The sequence below is a fragment of the Pseudomonas sp. genome (assembly GCF_033723075.1).
Classification (GTDB): Bacteria; Pseudomonadota; Gammaproteobacteria; order Pseudomonadales; family Pseudomonadaceae; genus Aquipseudomonas.
Window position 1 is genome coordinate 23,940 of sequence record NZ_JAWVXU010000022.1, and the last position, 18,515, is coordinate 42,454.

Below are 18,515 nucleotides of genomic sequence, written 5' to 3' on the forward strand. Positions count from 1 at the left end.
ATCTGACTGCTGTCAGGTTGCCGGATCCCTTTCCATGACTCGCCCGCACCGCAGGCGCCGTGCATGACGGTGTACTGATGCCGCGAGTCGGATTCGAGTAAGCACAATGTACGCGCTAAATCTGCTCCGCTGGCGCACGGCCATTGCCGCTGCCCTGATTTCAATTGCCTGCTTGTCAGGCCCTTCCAATGCCGCAGGCGGTGCGACGGTTCCCGACTTGCTCGATCTACCCGCGCGGGAAAGTGCGCGGGCGCAACACGGTCTGCTACTGGCCGTTGTACGTGCCGGCGAGCGGCTGGTCGCGGTTGGTGAGCGCGGTGCTGTGATGTTGTCCGACGACGACGGGCGTTCCTGGAACCAGGCCAAAAGTGTACCGGTCAGCGTGGCGCTGACCGACGTGCACTTCGTCTCCGCCAGCAATGGCTGGGCGGTGGGCCACAGTGGCGTGGTGCTGCACAGCGCCGATGGCGGTGAAACCTGGCAGCTCCAGCTCGACGGCAACCAGGCCGCCGTGGTGATTCGCGACGACGCCCGGCGTCGCGCCGAGGCCAGCGAGGAGGGCGCTGCCGCGGCGCTGCGTAGCGCCGAATACCTGGTCAGCGACGGCCCGGACAAGCCGTTCCTCGGTGTGCGTTTCCGTGACGAGCTGCGCGGCTACGTAGTCGGCGCGTACGGCATAGCCCTGTACACCGACGATGGCGGCAGGAGCTGGCAGTCGCTGGTCGGGCGGATTCCAAACCCGCGCGGCAAGCATCTCTACCAGGTGCAGATCAAGGACCGCGACCTGCTGATCGCTGGCGAGCAGGGTGCACTGTTCCGTTCCACCGATGGCGGTGCCCGCTTCAGCGAGATTGCCACCCCCTACAGCGGCACCTTCTTCGGCGCCCTCGACTTGCGCGGCGATGCACTGCTGGCCTTCGGCCTGCGCGGCAACGCCTGGCGCAGCGCGGATGCCGGCGCCAGCTGGCAGCGCGTCGAGCTGGGCCAGCCGGTGACCGTCAGCGCCGGCCACCGGCTGCGCGATGGCTCGGTGTTGCTCGCCGACGAAAGCGGCCGCCTGCTGCGCAGCACCGACGGCGGCCAAAACTTCATCGCCCTGGCGGTACAGCCGGGTACAGGCCTGACCGGTATCGCCGAGTCGGCCGACGGCGCCCTGATCATTTCCAGCGCGCACGGGCTGACCCGCGTCGAGCCGGATGCCATTGTTGCGGGAGTCAAATGATGAGCCACGTCCAGTCCTTTGGCCACGAAACGGTGATCCGTGACGTACAGGCGTTCGACCGCCGCTCCGGTTCGCTGCTCGAGCGGCTACTGTTCAATAATCGCCCTTTGGTGTTGCTGCTGTGTCTGATCACCACCCTGATTCTGGGTTACCAGGCGCTCGGACTATCGCTCAATGCGGCGTTCGACAAGATGATTCCCACCAGCCATCCGTACATCACCAACTTCCTCGACAACCGCAATCAACTGGCTGGCGGCGGTAACAGCCTACGCATCGCCGTGGCGGCGAAGGAGGGCAGCATATTCGACGCCGAGTACCTGGACACCGTGCGCCAGCTCAGCGACGAGTTGTTCCTGCTGCCTGGTGTCGACCGGCCATACATGAAGTCACTGTGGGCACCGGCGGTACGCTGGACCGGCGTCACAGAGGAAGGCCTGGACGGCGGCCCGGTGATCCCGGATGACTACGACGGCTCGCCGCAGAGCCTTGAACAGGTACGCATCAACGTCGAGCGTTCCGGCGAGATCGGCCAACTGGTGGCGGAGAATTACCGATCCAGCATCGTGCTGGTGCCGCTGCAGGAGCGCATCGCCGAGACTGGCGAGCGCATCGACTATCACTCGCTCTCCCAGCGCATCGAACAGCTGCGTGCCAAGTACGAGTCGGAGCGGATCACCATCCACGTCACCGGCTTCGCCAAGGTGGTTGGCGACCTGATCGAAGGCCTGCAACAGGTGCTGATGTTCTTCGCTGCCGCCATCGCCATCTGCACCACGCTGCTGTACTGGTACACCCGCTGCCTGCGCAGCACTCTGCTGGTAATGATGTGTTCGCTGATTGCCGTGGTGTGGCTGTTCGGCCTGCTTCCGACATTGGGTTATGAACTCGACCCATACTCTATTCTGGTGCCTTTTGTAGTCTTCGCCATCGGCATGAGCCATGGCGCGCAGAAGATGAACGGCATCATGCAGGCCATCGGTCGCGGCACCCACAAGCTGGTGGCAGCGCGCTACACCTTCCGCCGCCTGTTTCTGACGGGGATGATCGCGCTAATTACTGATGCCATCGGCTTCGCCGTGCTGATGGTAATCGACATCCCGGTGATCCAGGACCTGGCAGTCACCGCCAGCATCGGCGTGGCGATGCTGATATTCACCAATTTGATCGTGTTGCCGATCCTGCTCTCCTATATCGGAGTCAGCGCCACCGCCGCCGAGCGCAGCCAGCGTAACGAGCGCCTGGAAACCAGTGATGCCGAGCACAAGCGCCATCCGTTCTGGTCGCTCCTCGATCTGTTTACCCAGCGCAAGTGGGCCAGCATCGCTCTGCTGGCCGGCGCTGGCCTGGCCGTACTCGGCCTGACCGTGGGTTCCCAGCTGCGTGTCGGCGATACCGACCCGGGAGCGCCGGAACTGCGCGCCGATTCTCGCTACAACCTCGACAATGCCTTCATGGGCGCCAACTACGCGGCCAGCAGCGATGTGTTCATCGTCATGGTCAAAACCCCGCAGTACGCCTGTGCCCACTACAGCACGTTGCGTGCAGTAGATGCCTTGGAGCGAGAGCTGCAGCAGCTGCCGGGCGTGGAGGGCACCAGCTCGCTGGCTGGGCTGGCCAAGGTGGCCAACGCGGGGATGAACGAGGGCAGCCTCAAGTGGTTCGAGATGCCGCGCTCGCAGGAAATGCTCAACGCGATCGTTACCCGCGCGCCGCGGGAAATGTTCAACCAGAACTGCGACCTGCTGACCGTCTACGCCTACCTCAAGGATCACAAGGCCGACACCCTTACCAGCGTGGCTAAGACTGTCGAGGCCTTCGACGCGAAGTACGGCAGCGAGGAGATCCGTTTCCTCAACGCCGCGGGCAATGCCGGTATTGAGGCCGCGACCAACATCGTGGTCGAGAAGGCCAACCAGCAGATGCTGGTGCTGGTCTACGCCGCGGTGATCATCCTCGCGTTCATCACCTTCCGCTCCTGGAAGGCGGTGGTCTGCGCCGTGGTGCCGCTGATGATCACCTCGCTGCTCTGCCAGGCGCTGATGGTCTGGCTGAATATCGGGGTCAAGGTCGCCACCTTGCCGGTTATCGCCCTCGGCGTCGGTATCGGCGTGGACTACGCCCTGTACGTGCTGACCGTGACCCTGGCGCGCATGAAGGATGGGGTGTCACTGTCCGAGGCCTATTACAAGGCCCTGATATCAACCGGAAAGGTGGTAGTGCTGACCGGCATCACTCTAGGGCTGGCCGTGGCCACCTGGGCCTGGTCGCCGATCAAATTTCAAGCCGATATGGGCATTTTGTTGGCCTTCATGTTTGTCTGGAACATGCTCGGTGCACTGATCCTCTTGCCCGCGCTCGCGCACTTTCTGTTTCGCCCGCAACCGGTGGTTGCGCGGGGCTGAGCTAAGCCATCGATAAAGTCAGGTCGCACGCACTGGGCGGCCTGGTGGACGCAAAGCGGGTGAAAAGGACGGAATGACGATGCTCAGTGAATTGAAGCTGCATCCGCGGGATTTGCTCGCGCTACTGTTGCTCGCAGCTGCCGGTATCTTCTGCGGTCTGGATGCCCTCGGTCTGCGCTGGCTCTGGCTGGCCTCAATGGTTGCACTGGCACTGTGGCTACTCTGCGGAGTCAGCCAGCGTGAGCGAGCGGTCGTGGCGGCCGTGGAGCAAACCCGCGCCCTGCTCGATGATCTGGTGCCCGTGGCCGGCGGCGCCATTGGCTCAATCGAGCGCCTGCAGGCGGTGTTGCACGACAAGGTGGTAGCGGTCAAACGCATGAGTTCCCTGGCCTGTAACCTGACAGTGGCTACAGGAACGCTGGTGTCAGGGTTTACCTACGCGGTGGCCACTGCGGATCGCCAGTCGGCGATGGCTCGCAACTCCATGGCTGAAGTCGAGGCCATGGCCGAGCGTGCACGGATTACCTCAAGTGAAGCCCTGGCGTTGGCAGATGCCAGTATCAGCGCGCGCGATCAGGTCAGCGCCGGTGGTGAGCAGGTGCAGCAGGTCGCCAGTGATATGGTGGATCTCTCGGTGGTAGTGGCCTCGGTGGCCGAAGAGTTCGACAGCGTGCGACAGCAAGTGGCACGTATCGGTGAGATCGTTGCGATCATCCGGGGCATTGCCGGGCAGACCAATCTGCTGGCTCTGAATGCTGCCATTGAGGCTGCGCGCGCTGGCGATCAAGGGCGCGGTTTCAGCGTGGTCGCCGATGAGGTGCGCAAGCTGGCCGAAAGCACCGGCAGCGCCACCCTCAGTGTTGGAGACATTATTTCCCTGATCGGTCAGGGCATTGATCGCCTTGATCAGCGCTTGGCACACACCCGCCAAGGTGCGGCGGATGGTGTGGCGCGCGCGACCCAGGCCTCGGCGGTGTTGAACGGCATTGCCACGACGTCGCACAGCACGCTGCATTCAGTGCAGGAGATTGCCGCGCGGGCCAGTAGCGAGACGCAAAATGCCAGCAAAGTGCTAGAGGACTCCAGCGTGGTGGCCCATCTTGCCGGGGAGCTGGATAGCAAGGTCAACGACTGCAATGCCGGTTTGCGCGCCTTGATGCTGGGGCTGGTAGACCTGAAAAGTCTGGCCAGCCAGATCGATGTCAGTCGCGATGGGGTGGCTTCCATGCTGGAAGTTATTGAAGAAACTCGGGCCCACAACATCATGGTGTTAAACGCCCGTGCCACGGAGCAGATGCTGCCGCACATTCAGCGCATCCATGCCCTTGACCGTGAGATCGATCGGCTGCTGGGGCATGCCCAGAGCGATGCCGATGCGCTGGACGAGGTGCGTAAAGCCCATTTGTCCCGTCTGCGTCATGCGCTGGACGCATATAGGAACATTCGTGACGATTTGCTCAGTGCAGCCCAGGGCGGTAGGCTTGAGCAGGTGCGTGAGCGCGCGGCGCCGCTGGTTCGCGAGGCCTACCATCATGTCAAGGAAGCATGTGTCGCGCTGACTGCATAGACTAAAGCTCATGTAGCAAAGGCTTCAAATTGCTCATACAACAATAAATGCTAGCGACTCGGCTGGGCCCGATGAGCCCGCCGTTCGACGGGCTCATATTTAGCCAGGCTTTAGGAATCTCAATGGCAGAGCAACCCTTGGTCGAACGCTTCAATTTGCGTTCAAGACTGCGCTTCAATATCGAGAGCGGGCAAATCTGGCTCGACGAGAACCGCATGCTGCTGATGCACGCCAAGGCTTTCGGCGCTTTGCGCCAAGAACTGTTTGAGTCTCTTGGGCCCAAGCGTGCCAAGGGGCTGCTGTTTCGCATGGGTTTTGCGGCCGGCCAGCATGATGCTGATCTCGCGCAGAAACTCTACGGCGAGGGTGACATCTACGACGTGTTCAAGATCGGACCAGAGCTGCACGCGTTCGAGGGCTTGGTGCGTTCTACTATTATCGAAGCAAAAATAGACTGGGAAAAAGGCAGTTTTTTTGGCACCGTAAACTGCGACAATTCTTGGGAAGCGGAGTCCCATCTGCAGTTGTTCGGCGTCAGCGATGAGACGGCCTGTTGGAACTTGGCAGGTTATGCCTCGGGTTATGTCACCCGCTTCTTCAAGCGCGTCATCATCTTTCGTGAAACCCAGTGCGTGTGTTGTGGTGCGTCCAGTTGCATGCTGGAAGGGCGGCCACTCGAGGCCTGGGACGATAAAGCCTTCCTTGAGTATTGTCTGCCGCCCGAAGATAAGGAAACCTCTTTCGAGCAGTTGCAAGATGAGTTATGGCAGTTGCGCGGGCGTCAACGTGAACAGCGTCCGCCGGGCAAGCTGGTGGGCAGCTCGCCGGCTTTCAGCGCCGCCTTCAGTCTGCTCAGTAAGGCCGCCAACAGCCCTATAACAGTGTTGCTGCTCGGCGAAACCGGTGTCGGCAAGGAAGTGTTTGCCCAGTGGCTGCACGAAAATAGCGATCGTGCCGACAAGCCTTTCGTCGCCGTCAATTGCGCAGCGATTCCCAACGATCTGATCGAGTCAGAACTGTTCGGCGTGCAAAAGGGTGCCTACACCGGGGCGCAGACTTCACGCCCCGGCAGGTTCGAGCGTGCCGATGGGGGCACGCTGTTTCTGGATGAGCTGGGCGAGCTATCATCTGCGGCCCAGGTCAAGCTGTTGCGCGTCTTGCAAACTGGCGAAGTCGAGCGTCTGGGCGATGACAAGTTGCGTAAGGTCAATGTGCGCCTGGTGGCGGCGACTAACGTCAATTTGCAGCAGGCGATTGCCGAAGGTCGTTTTCGCGCCGACCTCTACTACCGCCTGGCCACCTACCCATTGGAAATTCCGCCGTTGCGCAAGCGCAAGTCGGATATTCCGGTGCTGGCCTCGGTATTGACCGAAAAATACGCACCGCTGTACCACAAGACTATCCAAGGCATCAGCGATTTGGCCATGCAGGGCCTGATGGCCTATGACTGGCCGGGTAACGTCCGCGAACTGGAAAACCTGGTGGAACGCGCAGTGTTGCTGGTGCCGTCCGGCGGGCAAATTGAAGTGGAACACTTGTTCCCCGGGGTGGCCCCGGTAACTGCTCTCGGGGCAGTGATCGACCGCGAGGGCAGAGTGGGCAACGCCGATGAGGCGAAGAAAGATCGGCTTTACGAAACCTTGCTGGAAGACGGTTTCGACCTGCAGGTCCACGAGGCGCGCCTGTTGCAGCTCGCCGTGGCGCGGGCGCATGGCAATCTTACCCATGCTGCGCGCCTGCTCGGCATCACTCGCCGGCAGTTGGCGTACCGCGTCAAGCAGACCCAGGGGGCGGACGAAGCGCCGCCGCATGACGCGTGACAAAAACGTAGAGTACCGATCCTTTGGGCTCGCAGCCAATGCGCCATTCTGATTCGATCCGTGTATAGGCTTGTGGAATGGTTGATTGCTGCACCGCTTAATTCAAAGTGCATCGCTCGACGCATTTTTTCTACCCATTTAACCCGTATTTCTCGCCATTGGTTTGCGCGCAGGCGCTCTGTGCTGCTCGTTATGACGTTTTGTCGATGGCCAGCCTTACGTTTTTGTAAGGCTGGCAGGGGCGATGGACAGAAGCGTCATGCGAGCGGTCGGGTTCTGAGGGCTATTAATTTATATAAAATCAACTAATTCAATGGTTTATCGCTGTTGGCATCATCTCTGCATTGTTAGGTTGAGGCTACAAACCCGGCTTGTCGCCAGCCCACTAGGGCCTGCGTAGAGCCAACCTCATCCAGCCAATAATGGAGACAACAAATGGCGATGACAGGTGTATTGCGTCCAGGGCATGCCCAGGTACGCGTGTTGAACCTTGAAGAAGGCATCCATTTTTACCGCAACGTTCTGGGTCTGGTGGAAACCGGGCGCGACGACCAGGGCCGGGTGTATTTCAAATGCTGGGACGAGCGCGATCACAACTGCTATGTGATCCGTGAGGCGGATACCGCCGGCATCGACTTCTTTGGTTTCAAGGTGCTGGACAAGGCTACCCTGGAAAAACTCGACGCCGACCTGCAGGCCTACGGTCTGGTCACTACCCGTATTCCTGCCGGCGAGATGCTGGAAACCGGCGAGCGGGTGCGCTTCGAGTTACCGTCAGGCCATCTGATCGAGCTGTATGCAGAGAAAACTTGCATCGGTAACGGTATTCCCACGGTCAACCCGGCACCGTGGAATGCCCAGCGCGAGCATGGCATCGCCCCTGTACAGCTGGACCACTGCCTGCTGTACGGCCCGAATATCGCCGAAGTACAGAAAATCTTCACCGAAGTCCTGGGCTTCTACCTGGTCGAGCGTGTGCTCAGCCCGGAGGGTGACAGTGACGTCGGCATCTGGTTGTCGTGCTCGCACAAGGTTCACGACATCGCCTTCGTCGAATACCCGGAGAAGGGCAAGTTTCACCACTGCTCGTTCCTGCTCGAGTCCTGGGAGCAGGTGTTGCGCGCCGGCGACATCATGTCGATGAACGAAGTGAACGTGGATATCGGCCCTACCCGCCACGGCGTGACCCGCGGCTGCACCATCTACGCATGGGATCCATCTGGTAACCGTTTTGAAACCTTCATGGGCGGCTACCACCCTTATCCGGACTACGAACCGCTGACTTGGACTTATGACAACTTTGCCCAGGGCCTCGACTACCCGCAGCGCAAGCTGCACGAAACCTTCCTGACTGTAGTGACCTGAGGGGGCTCCCATGAGTTTGCCTGATGAGTCACTGGACATGCAGCCGGCCGATCTGGATACGGATAAGCGTTTTGTGCGGGTCACCGGCAGCCGTGGCAGCAACTTTGTCGAGTTCGACTTCGCCATCGGCGAACCCGAGTTGTTTGTCGAGATGATCCTGACACACGAAGCCTTCTCCGAGTTCTGTAGCGCCAACCAGGCTGAGCTGATGCCCGCACTGCCTGAGGTAGGCGACGAGGATGAGGCGGCGCAATGGAACTGGCGCCTGGCGGATGCCACACAGGTTCGTTTCAAAAACTAATCGAATTGGGCGCTTCATCCTAGGTGAGGCGCCGGTGGGAGATATACATGCACATCGATCTTCGTACGGTCAGCATCCAGCCCTTGCGGCAGACGTTTGACCATTTGGCTCGTCGTTTTGGTGACAAACCGTCCTCGCGCTATCAGGAAGGCAGCTATGACATCCAACCGGTGGAAAACTTGCACTACCGACCGACCTGGGACCCGGATCAGGCGCTCTACGACGCCAGCATTACCAAGATCGTGATGAATGACTGGTATGCCCTGAAAGATCCGCGCCAGTTCTACTACAGCACCTACACCCTGGCCCGTGCCCGTCAGCAGGAAAACACGGAAGCCAACTTCAGCTTCGTCGAAACCCGTGGCTTGGCCGACATGCTGCCGGATGACCTGCGCCGCCGCGCGCTCGATCTGCTGGTGCCGCTGCGCCATGCCGCCTGGGGCGCCAACCTGAACAATACCTTTATCTGTAGCTATGGCTACGGCACGGTGTTTACCCAGCCGTGCATGTACCACGCAATGGATAACCTGGGCACCGCCCAATACCTGTCGCGCATCGGTCTGCTGCTCGGCGGCACCGAAGCACTGGAGGACGGCAAGGCCGCCTGGATGGACGGTGATGCCTGGCAGGGACTGCGTCGCTACACCGAGGATTGCCTGGTGGTACGCGATCCGTTCGAGCTGTTTGTAGCGCAGAACGTGGCCTTGGACGGCCTGCTGTATCCACTGGTGTATGAGCGCATTGTCGATGACCAGTTCGCGGCCAATGGTGGCTCGGTGGTAGCCATGCTGTCGCAGTTCATGAGCGACTGGTTCGATGAAACCCGCAAGTGGGTCGATGCAGTGATGAAGGTCGCTGCTGCCGAGTCCGAGCAAAATCGCGAGCAATTGCAGGTCTGGACCACCGCTTGGCGTGATCGCGCCGCAGCCGCTTTGCTGCCAGTGATCGAACAGGTATTTGCCGGGCAGGCGGATGACGTGATGGGCGAACAATTGGCAGCCTTCAAGGCCCGCCTCGATAAAACCGGCGTCGTGGTCTGAGAGGTTTCTATGTCAACTGTATTTATTGCGCTGCAAACCAATGAAGAAACTCGCCCGATTATTGAGGCGATTGAAATGGATAACCCCGAGGCGGTAGTCAATCGTGAACCGGCAATGGTCAAGATCAATGCGCCTGGCCGTCTGGTCATTCGCCGAGAAACCATTGAAGAACAACTGGGCCGCAGTTTCGACATGCAAGAGCTGAATATCAATCTGATTACGCTCTCCGGCAATGTCGTTGAAGACGAAGACTCCTTGACCCTGACCTGGGGCAACTAAGCGAGGCTATTTGGCATGGACATGAAAACCGCTAACAAAAAGATGAACGCGAAAGACAAGTACCGCCTGCTGACGCGTGACCTGTCTTGGGAACCGTCGTATCGCACCGAAGAAGAAATCTTTCCCTACGTCGCCTACGAAGGGCTGAAGATCCATGACTGGAATAAGTGGGAAGATCCTTTCCGCTTGACCATGGATGTCTACTGGAAATATCAGGCAGAAAAGGAGCGCAAGTTCTACGCCATCATCGATGCCCACGCGCAGAACAACGGCCACCTGAATATCACCGATGCGCGCTATCTGTCGGCGCTGAAGATCTTCCTGCAGGCCATCAGCCCCGCTGAGTATGCCGCGCACAAAGGCTTTGCCCGTGCCGGCCGCGAGTTCCGTGGGGTCGGTACGCAAGTGGCCTGCCAGATGCAGGCGATCGATGAGCTTCGCCATGCGCAGACGCAGATCCATGCGCTGTCCAACTACAACAAGTTCTACAACGGCTTCCATGCCTTTGCCGATCAGCGCGACCGCATCTGGTACACCTCGGTAGCCCGTTCGTTCTTTGACGATGCGATGTCTGCCGGCCCGTTCGAGTTCATGATCGCCATCGGTTTTTCGTTCGAGTACGTGCTGACCAACCTGCTGTTTGTGCCGTTCATGTCCGGCGCGGCTTACAACGGCGACATGGCCACCGTTACCTTTGGCTTCTCGGCGCAGTCGGATGAAGCACGGCACATGACGCTCGGTCTGGAATGCATCAAGTTCATGCTTGAGCAGGATCCGGACAACCTGCCGATTGTTCAGGGCTGGGTCGACAAGTGGTTCTGGCGTGGCTTCCGGGTGCTGGGTCTGGTCAGCACCATGATGGATTACATGCTGCCCAAGCGCGTCATGTCATGGCGCGAGGCGTGGGAAATCTATGGTGCCGAGAACGGTGGTGCGCTGTTCAAGGATCTGGCGCGCTACGGTATTCGTCCGCCGAAGGGCTGGGAGGACGCCGAAGCAGGCATCGACCATATGTCGCATCAGTTCATGCTGGGTCTTTACCAATGGAGCTTTGGTACCTCGTTCCATGCATGGATTCCCTCGGATGAGGACTTGCAATGGCTGTCAGCCAAGTACCCCACGACATTCGACAAGTACTACCGCCCGCGTTGGGAGCACATCAAGAAGCTTGAAGCGGCGGGTACGCCGTTCAAGAACTACGGCCTGGCCAAGTTGTGCCAGTGCTGTCAGTTGCCGACGGTATTTACCGAGCCGGACGACCCGACCCTGATTTGCCATCGTGAAGTGGAATACAAAGGCGACAAGTATCACTTCTGCTCTGATCACTGCATGAGCATCTTCGATAACGAGCCTGAGAAATATATCCAGGCTTGGCTACCAATGCCGGCGCTGTTCCAGGAACCGACCAATGGCGACCTGGGCGCCTGGATGGATTGGGTGTCGCTGAAAGATGGCCAGGACAACGGGGACTTTTCCGACTCCCAGGACCGCCGCAATTTCGAGATGTGGCGCGGGATGGCAACGTCCAACCAGTAAGACTCTGACGGGCGAGGTCGTTGGTAGCAGCGGCCAAGCCCCGACACAATAACAAGGAGAACACCATGCCTGTAGTCGCCCTTAAAGAGTATGTAGGCGTTGCCCGTGATCGCGTTGAGAACTTCAACGGCAAGCAACTGGTTTACGCCAGTTGGGATCACCACCTGCTGTTTGCTGCGCCGTTCCTGCTGTGCCTGGCGCCGCTGGCCACCTTTGCCGAGTTGCTTGAAACGGCCCTCAAACCGCTGCTGCAAGCAGATCCGGATGCCGCCGCGATCGACTGGCAGGAAGTTCAGTGGCTCAAGGGCAACCAGCCCTGGGTACCGAACTTCGAAGCCAGTCTGGTAGCCAATGGCATCAGCCATAAAGACCAGTTGCGCTTCAAAACGCCTGGCCTCAACACCATATGTGCGGTTAGCTGAGGGGCGGGCCATGAGTTACGAACTGACGATTGAACCGCTGGGTCAGACCATCGAGATTGAAGAAGGCCAGACAATTCTCGACGCTGCCCTGCGGGCTGGCATCTATTTGCCCCACGCCTGCTGCCACGGCCTGTGCGCGACCTGCAAGATTCAGGTTGTGGATGGCGAGATCGAACAGGGCGAGGCCTCCAGCTTTGCCCTGATGGATTTTGAGCGGGAAGAGAAGAAGTGCCTGGCCTGCTGCGCCACTGCCGAGAGCGATCTGGTGATCGAGGCGGAAATCGACGAAGACCCGGATGCCGAGAACCTGCCGGTACGTGATTTCGCCGGTACCGTCAGTCGCATTGACACGCTGACGCCGACGATCAAGGGCGTCTGGATCAAACTCGACGATGCAGCAGGTATGCGCTTCCAGGCCGGCCAGTACATCAACCTGCAGTTGCCTGACGGCATTGGCAGTCGCGCCTTTTCGATTGCCAGCGCCCCTGCGTCGAGCGGCGAAATCGAGTTGAACATTCGCGTCGTGCCCGGCGGACGCGGTACCGGTTATGTACACGAACAGCTGCAGGTCGGTGAGCGCCTCGACATTACCGGGCCCTATGGCCGCTTCTTCGTGAAGAAATCGGCGCATGTGCCGGTGATTTTTATGGGGGGGGGCTCGGGGCTATCCAGTCCACGATCGATGATTCTGGATCTGCTGGCGGAAGGCTTTGAACTGCCTATCACGCTGATCTATGGTCAGCGTAACCGTGATGAGCTGTATTACCACGACGATTTCCTCGCCATGGCCCGGCAGCATCCGAACTTCAATTACGTGCCTGCGCTCTCCCATGAGCCGGAAGGCTCGGACTGGCAAGGCTTGCGCGGCTTTGTGCATGACGCGGCCAAGGTGCACTTCGATAACGACTTTAGGGGACATAAGGCCTATCTGTGCGGACCGCCGCTGATGATCGATTCCTGTATCAGCACTCTGATGCAGGGGCGCTTGTTTGAACGCGACATTTATACCGAGAAGTTCATCTCGGCAGCCGATGCCCAGCAGGTTCGCAGTCCATTGTTCAAAGCAATCTGAACGCACCTGTCAGCGCCCCTGTGAATAAGCGGGGCGCTGCTTTCGCCTGACTTCGTTGCGTCATTATTAATACCTTAAAGGTATCTTGTTCGGCCAAATAAAGTATTAGCCGGTATTGATTGGCTTTTCTAGACTTGTTGTCAGGGGCTAATACCGGCTGGCCTGGGCAGGCGCAGCGGGTAGTCACATAGAACAACAACCCGGAGTTCCCATGCGCCAGATTGAAAATTTCATCGCCGGTGAGTTTGTCGCTGCCGCCAGTGGCAAGCGTTTCGACAAGCGTTCGCCGGTGGATAACAGCATCATCTGCTCGGTGAGCGAGGCCGGTCGCAGCGAGGTCGATGCCGCCGTCAGTGCCGCGCGTAATGCGCTGCAGGGCGAGTGGGGCGGCCTCACCACCGATCAGCGCATCGAGCTGCTCTACGGCGTGGCCAACGAAATCACCCGTCGCTTCGACGACTTTGTCGAGGCCGAAATGTCAGACACCGGCCAGCCTGAGCATGTAATGAAGCATGTGTTCATCCCGCGCGGCGCGGCCAACTTCAAAGTGTTTGCCGACGTGATCAAGAACGTCGCCAGCGAATCCTTCCAGATGGACACCCCTGATGGCCGTGGTGCCCTCAATTACTCGATTCGTCGTCCCAAGGGGGTGGTCGGTGTGATCTGCCCGTGGAATGCGCCTTTCATGCTGATGACGTGGAAGGTCGGACCGGCCCTGGCCTGCGGCAATACCGTGGTGGTCAAGCCGTCCGAGGAGTCGCCGCAAACGGCGGCTCTGCTGGGCGAAGTGATGAACGCGGTGGGCATCCCCAAGGGCGTGTACAACGTGGTGCACGGCTTTGGTCCCAACTCCGCTGGCGAGTTCGTCACCCAGCATCCGCGGGTCGATGCGATCACCTTTACCGGCGAGACCCGCACCGGCGCAGCCATCATGAAAGCCGCGTCCGAAGGCATGCGTGACGTGTCGTTCGAGCTGGGCGGCAAGAACGCCGGAATCGTATTTGCCGATGCCGACTTCGATGCGGCGGTGGAGAGTTTCTCGCGCTCGGTCTTCCTCAACTCCGGCCAGGTGTGCCTGGGCACTGAGCGAGTGTATGTCGAACGACCGATTTTCGAACGTTTCGTGCAGGCGCTGAAGGTCAAGGCGGAGGCGGTCAAATACGGTCGTCCCGATGATCATCACGCCAACTACGGCCCGCTGATCAGCCAGGAGCACAAGCAGAAAGTACTGTCCTACTACCGCAAGGCAGTGGAAGAGGGCGCCACCCTGGTGACCGGTGGCGGTGTGCCGGACATGCCCGCGGATCTGGCCGAGGGCGCCTGGGTACAGCCGACCATCTGGACCGGCCTGTCGGAAACGGCCGCCGTGGTGCAAGAAGAAATCTTCGGTCCGTGCTGCCACATCTCGCCATTCGATAGCGAAGACGAAGTGGTGCACAAGGCCAACGCCACCGATTACGGCCTGTCGACCACCATCTGGACGACTGATCTGGCCCGCGCCCATCGCATGGCGTCGCGCATCGACGTCGGCATCACCTGGATCAACAGCTGGTTCCTGCGTGATCTGCGCACCCCGTTTGGCGGCTCCAAGCAGTCCGGCATCGGTCGCGAAGGCGGCGTGCATTCGCTGGAGTTCTACACCGAAACCCGAAATATCTGCGTGAAACTCTGAGGCCATTATGGACAAGCAAAAAATTGAGCAGTACGGCGACGAGCTTTACCAGGCTTTCGTTTCGTGCCGCGCCGTGGCGCCACTGCTCACCCGTGAGCCGGATATCACCATCGAGGATGCCTACCGCATCCAGGAATGCTTTGTCGCGCGTCGCTTGGCGGCTGGAGAAACCATCGTCGGCAAGAAGATCGGTGCCACCAGCAAGCCGGTGCAGGACTTTCTCGGCGTCTATCAGCCTGACTTCGGCATGCTCACCTCGGCCATGGTGTTTCAGGAGGGCGACACCATCGACCTTGGCCAGTTGATTCAGCCGAAAGCCGAAGCCGAGCTGGCCTTTGTCTTGAAGCACGACCTCAAGGGCCCCGGCATTACTGCCATGGACGTGATCCGGGCAACCGATTACGTGATGCCGTGCTTCGAGATTGTCGACTCACGCATTACCGACTGGCAGATCAAGATCCAGGACACCGTGGCGGACAACGCCTCCTGCGGTGTGTTCGTGCTGGGCAAGACCAAGGGCGACCCACGCAAGCTGGATATCACCCTGGCGGGCATGGTGCTGGAGAAGAACGGCGAGTTGTTCTCCACCGGGGTGGGCGCCGCCGTGCAGGGTTCCCCGGCGAATGCCGTGGCCTGGCTGGCCAATACGTTGGGTGTCCTGGGCATTCCGTTCAAGGCTGGAGAAGTGATTCTCTCCGGTTCGCAGTCTTCACTGGTTCCGGTGCAGGGCGGCGATGAGTTGGTCTGTACCGTCGGCGGTCTTGGTAGCTGCCGCGTCAAGTTTTCCGGGAGGAGCGCAGCATGAGCAGCAACCTGACACTGTCACGCGAGGACATCGTGCGCTTGTGCGAGCGCGTTGAAGGGGCGCAGACCCGCGCCTGCGCCATCCCCAAACTGACCAATGAATATCCGCAGATGACCATCGCCGATGGCTACGCAGTGCAGAACGAACTGCGCCGGCGCTTCGTCGCCCAGGGCCACAAACAGGTCGGCTGGAAAGCCGGACTGACCTCCAAGGCCAAGATGCAGCAGATGGGCGTCAGCGTACCCTCGATTGGTTTTCTCACCGATCGCATGGCCCGTCCGGAAAACTCGGCCATATCCACCTCCGACCTGGTGCACCCGCGGGTTGAGTGCGAAGTGGCTTTCGTCATGAAGAGTGATCTGCAGGGGCCGGGCTGCACCGCCGCTGACGTCCTGGTGGCGACCGACTACGTGCTGCCGGCGGTGGAAATCATCGACTCGCGGTTTTCCGGCTTCAAATTCGATCTGGCCAGCGTGATTGCCGACAACGGCTCTTCCGCGAGGTTCGTCGGCGGTGGCCGGGCCCGTTATGCCGAGGATCTGGATCTCAAAACCCTCGGTGTGGTGATGGAGAAAAATGGCGAGATCGTCGCCATGGGGGCCTCGGCGGCCGTCATGGGCCATCCGGCCGAAGCCATTGCCATGTTGGTGAATATCCTGGCCGAGATGGGCGAGATATTGCCGGCCGGCAGCTTCGTGATGAGCGGCGGTATCACCGAGGCCATTGCGGTGAAACCAGGTGACAGCATTGTGGCGCGCTTCCAGGAACTGGGCAGCGTATCGATGCGCTTCGTTGAATAACAACAAGAGCCGAGGAGGCAGTAATGCCAATCATTGAAATGCACATGGCCGAAGGCCGTACTTCCGAGCAGAAGAGCCGCGTGGCGGCAGCGGTCACCGAGGCTGTTTGTAACAGTCTGGAATGCCCTGCAGAAACAGTACGCATCCTCATCACCGAACACGGTCACGATGAGTTTTACGTCGCCGGCATAAACATGGCACAGCGCGCCGCGAAGCAGAAGGCACAAGTCCAATGAAAAAGATCAGATGCGCACTCATCGGCTCCGGCAACATCGGCACCGACCTGATCTACAAGATCCTCCGCAGCCCGGTGCTTGAGCCGGTGTGGATGGTCGGTATCGACCCCGAGTCCGAAGGGCTGCTGCGGGCCCGCGAAATGGGCTTGAAAACCACCCATGAGGGCGTCGACGGCCTGTTGCCGCACGTCCTCGACGACGGCATCCAGATCGCGTTCGATGCCACCAGCGCCTATGTGCATGCTGAGAACAGCCGCAAGCTCAACGCCCTGGGCGTGTTGATGATCGACCTGACCCCGGCGGCCATCGGTCCGCTGTGCGTGCCTCCGGTTAACCTGCGTGAACACGCAGAGAAGCTGGAGATGAACGTCAACATGATCTCCTGTGCCGGCCAGGCCACCATCCCGGTGGTCAATGCCGTCTCGCGCATTCAGAGTGTCGCCTACGCCGAGATCGTCGCCAGCCTGGCATCCAAGTCGATCGGCCCTGGCACCCGCGCCAACCTGGATGAGTTCACCAACACCACCTCGCGCGCCATCGAGAAAATCGGCGGGGCACGCAAAGGCAAGGCGCTGGCCATCATCAACCCGGCCGAGCCGCCGATGATGATGCGTAACACCATCTATTGCCTGACCGATGACGAGCCGGATCGGGTGCGTATCACCGAGTCGATTCTGCAGATGATCACTGAGGTGCAGAAATACGTGCCGGGCTATCGCCTGGTTAACGGGCCGGTTTTCGATGGCAAGAAAGTTTCGGTGTTTATGGAAGTGGCAGGCCTGGGTGACTACCTGCCGACCTATGCCGGCAACCTGGACATCATGACCGCGGCCGCCACCCGCACCGCAGAAATGTTTGCCGAGGAAATTCTCGCCGGCACGATTCAGCTTAAAGCCCCGGAGGTCGCGTAATGAGCCAGTCCACCAGTTCAAGCCTCAAGGGCCGCAAAGTAATCCTGCATGACATGTGCCTGCGTGACGGCATGCACGCCAAGCGTGAGCAGATCAGTGTCGAGCAGATGGTCAAGGTCGCCACCGCTCTGGATGACGCCGGTGTGCCTTACATTCAGGTTACCCATGGTGGTGGTCTGGGTGGCAACTCGTTGCAGCACGGTTTTGCCCCGCATAGCAACGAGGAATACATCAGCGCCGTAGCACCGAAGATGAGGCAGGCCAAGGTTTCGGTACTGCTGATTCCGGGGCTCGGCACCATGCAGGAGCTGCACTCGGCATTCGACTGCGGCGCCCGCAGCGTGCACGTAGCCACTCACTGTACCGAGGCGGACACCTCACCCCAGCATATTGCCTATGCTCGCAAGCTAGGCATGGATACCTCCGGTTTCCTGATGATGGCGCACCTCAACGATGCCGCCGGTATCGCCAAACAAGGAAAGCTGATGGAGTCCTACGGCGCGCAGACGGTGTATGTCACCGACTCGGCCGGCTACATGCTGCCTGAGGATGTAAAAGCCCGTATTGGTGCCTTGCGTGATGTACTCAATCCCGAGACCGAGATCGGCTTCCACGGCCACCACAACCTGGGCATGGGCGTGGCCAACTCGATTGCCGCGATCGAGGCGGGCGCCAGTCGCATCGATGGTTCGGTCGCGGGACTGGGCGCCGGTGCCGGCAATACCCCACTGGAAGTCTTCGCTGCCGTGTGTGAACGCATGGGCATCGAAACCGGCACCGACCTGTTCAAACTGATGGACGTGGCCGAAGACATCATCGTGCCAATGATGGAGCACATGGTGCGGGTTGACCGTGAGTCGCTGACACTTGGATATGCCGGCGTTTACTCCACTTTCCTGCTGCATGCCAAGCGCGCGAGCCTGCAATTTGGTGTTCCCGCTCGCGATATCCTGGTCGAACTGGGGCGCAAGAAAATGATCGGTGGCCAGGAAGACATGATTCAAGACACCGCCCTGACTATGGCCAAGGAACGCGGAATCCTGCTGCCCGGCTGAACGTCCCTGG

General features: G+C 59.9%; 16 protein-coding genes and 1 pseudogene. All 17 read left to right on the plus strand.

Annotated elements, in window-relative coordinates; all coding sequences use genetic code 11:
* Positions 1 to 217: 217 nt before the first annotated feature.
* Positions 218 to 1,222, plus strand: coding sequence for a WD40/YVTN/BNR-like repeat-containing protein (locus R3355_RS20705; protein WP_318962919.1), 1,005 nt, complete (start codon positions 218 to 220; stop codon positions 1,220 to 1,222).
* A complete protein-coding gene (locus R3355_RS20710) occupies positions 1,222 to 3,624 on the plus strand; it encodes an efflux RND transporter permease subunit (protein WP_318962920.1) in 2,403 nt (800 codons plus the stop codon). Before R3355_RS20705 ends, R3355_RS20710 begins: the two co-directional genes overlap by 1 nt.
* A 691-nt stretch (positions 3,625 to 4,315) precedes the next feature.
* A pseudogene (locus R3355_RS24450) lies at positions 4,316 to 5,191 on the plus strand (methyl-accepting chemotaxis protein); the annotation flags it as partial.
* Between the two features lie 122 nt (positions 5,192 to 5,313).
* Entirely contained in the window at positions 5,314 to 7,011 is a 1,698-nt protein-coding gene (locus R3355_RS20720) for a sigma 54-interacting transcriptional regulator (protein ID WP_318962981.1), read from the plus strand.
* A 435-nt stretch (positions 7,012 to 7,446) separates the two neighbouring features.
* The gene (locus R3355_RS20725; protein ID WP_318962923.1) at positions 7,447 to 8,376 is read left to right on the plus strand and encodes a catechol 2,3-dioxygenase; all 930 of its coding nucleotides are present in this window, start codon (positions 7,447 to 7,449) and stop codon (positions 8,374 to 8,376) included.
* Positions 8,377 to 8,386: 10 nt separating this feature from the next.
* Positions 8,387 to 8,677: a phenol hydroxylase subunit gene (locus tag R3355_RS20730; RefSeq protein ID WP_318962925.1), complete on the plus strand. Its 291-nt coding sequence runs from the start codon at positions 8,387 to 8,389 to the stop codon at positions 8,675 to 8,677.
* Between the two features lie 47 nt (positions 8,678 to 8,724).
* The gene (locus tag R3355_RS20735) at positions 8,725 to 9,717 is read left to right on the plus strand and encodes an aromatic/alkene monooxygenase hydroxylase subunit beta (RefSeq protein WP_318962928.1); all 993 of its coding nucleotides are present in this window, start codon (positions 8,725 to 8,727) and stop codon (positions 9,715 to 9,717) included.
* Positions 9,718 to 9,726: 9 nt separating this feature from the next.
* Entirely contained in the window at positions 9,727 to 9,996 is a 270-nt protein-coding gene (locus R3355_RS20740) for an MmoB/DmpM family protein (RefSeq protein ID WP_172149318.1), read from the plus strand.
* 15 nt (positions 9,997 to 10,011) lie between these two features.
* A complete protein-coding gene (locus R3355_RS20745; RefSeq protein WP_318962931.1) occupies positions 10,012 to 11,532 on the plus strand; it encodes a YHS domain-containing protein in 1,521 nt (506 codons plus the stop codon).
* Between the two features lie 65 nt (positions 11,533 to 11,597).
* Positions 11,598 to 11,954 (plus strand): phenol hydroxylase subunit P4, encoded by a 357-nt coding sequence (locus tag R3355_RS20750; protein ID WP_318962933.1) that lies wholly within the window; start codon positions 11,598 to 11,600, stop codon positions 11,952 to 11,954.
* 10 nt (positions 11,955 to 11,964) lie between these two features.
* Entirely contained in the window at positions 11,965 to 13,026 is a 1,062-nt protein-coding gene (locus tag R3355_RS20755) for a phenol 2-monooxygenase domain-containing protein (protein WP_318962934.1), read from the plus strand.
* A gap of 211 nt (positions 13,027 to 13,237) precedes the next feature.
* Positions 13,238 to 14,698 carry a 2-hydroxymuconic semialdehyde dehydrogenase gene (locus R3355_RS20760; RefSeq protein WP_318962936.1) on the plus strand — a complete coding sequence of 487 codons (1,461 nt, stop codon included), beginning with the start codon at positions 13,238 to 13,240 and terminating at the stop codon, positions 14,696 to 14,698.
* Positions 14,699 to 14,705: 7 nt separating this feature from the next.
* The gene (gene dmpE, locus R3355_RS20765; RefSeq protein WP_318962937.1) at positions 14,706 to 15,503 is read left to right on the plus strand and encodes a 2-oxopent-4-enoate hydratase; all 798 of its coding nucleotides are present in this window, start codon (positions 14,706 to 14,708) and stop codon (positions 15,501 to 15,503) included.
* Positions 15,500 to 16,303, plus strand: coding sequence for a 2-oxo-3-hexenedioate decarboxylase (dmpH, locus tag R3355_RS20770; protein ID WP_318962939.1), 804 nt, complete (start codon positions 15,500 to 15,502; stop codon positions 16,301 to 16,303). Before dmpE ends, dmpH begins: the two co-directional genes overlap by 4 nt.
* A gap of 23 nt (positions 16,304 to 16,326) precedes the next feature.
* Complete coding sequence (locus tag R3355_RS20775) at positions 16,327 to 16,539, plus strand: tautomerase family protein (protein ID WP_172149331.1); 213 nt, start codon at positions 16,327 to 16,329, stop codon at positions 16,537 to 16,539.
* Entirely contained in the window at positions 16,536 to 17,450 is a 915-nt protein-coding gene (locus tag R3355_RS20780; RefSeq protein ID WP_318962940.1) for an acetaldehyde dehydrogenase (acetylating), read from the plus strand. The genes R3355_RS20775 and R3355_RS20780 overlap by 4 nt, the downstream gene beginning before the upstream one ends.
* The gene (dmpG, locus tag R3355_RS20785; protein ID WP_318962942.1) at positions 17,450 to 18,505 is read left to right on the plus strand and encodes a 4-hydroxy-2-oxovalerate aldolase; all 1,056 of its coding nucleotides are present in this window, start codon (positions 17,450 to 17,452) and stop codon (positions 18,503 to 18,505) included. Before R3355_RS20780 ends, dmpG begins: the two co-directional genes overlap by 1 nt.
* Positions 18,506 to 18,515 lie beyond the last annotated feature (10 nt).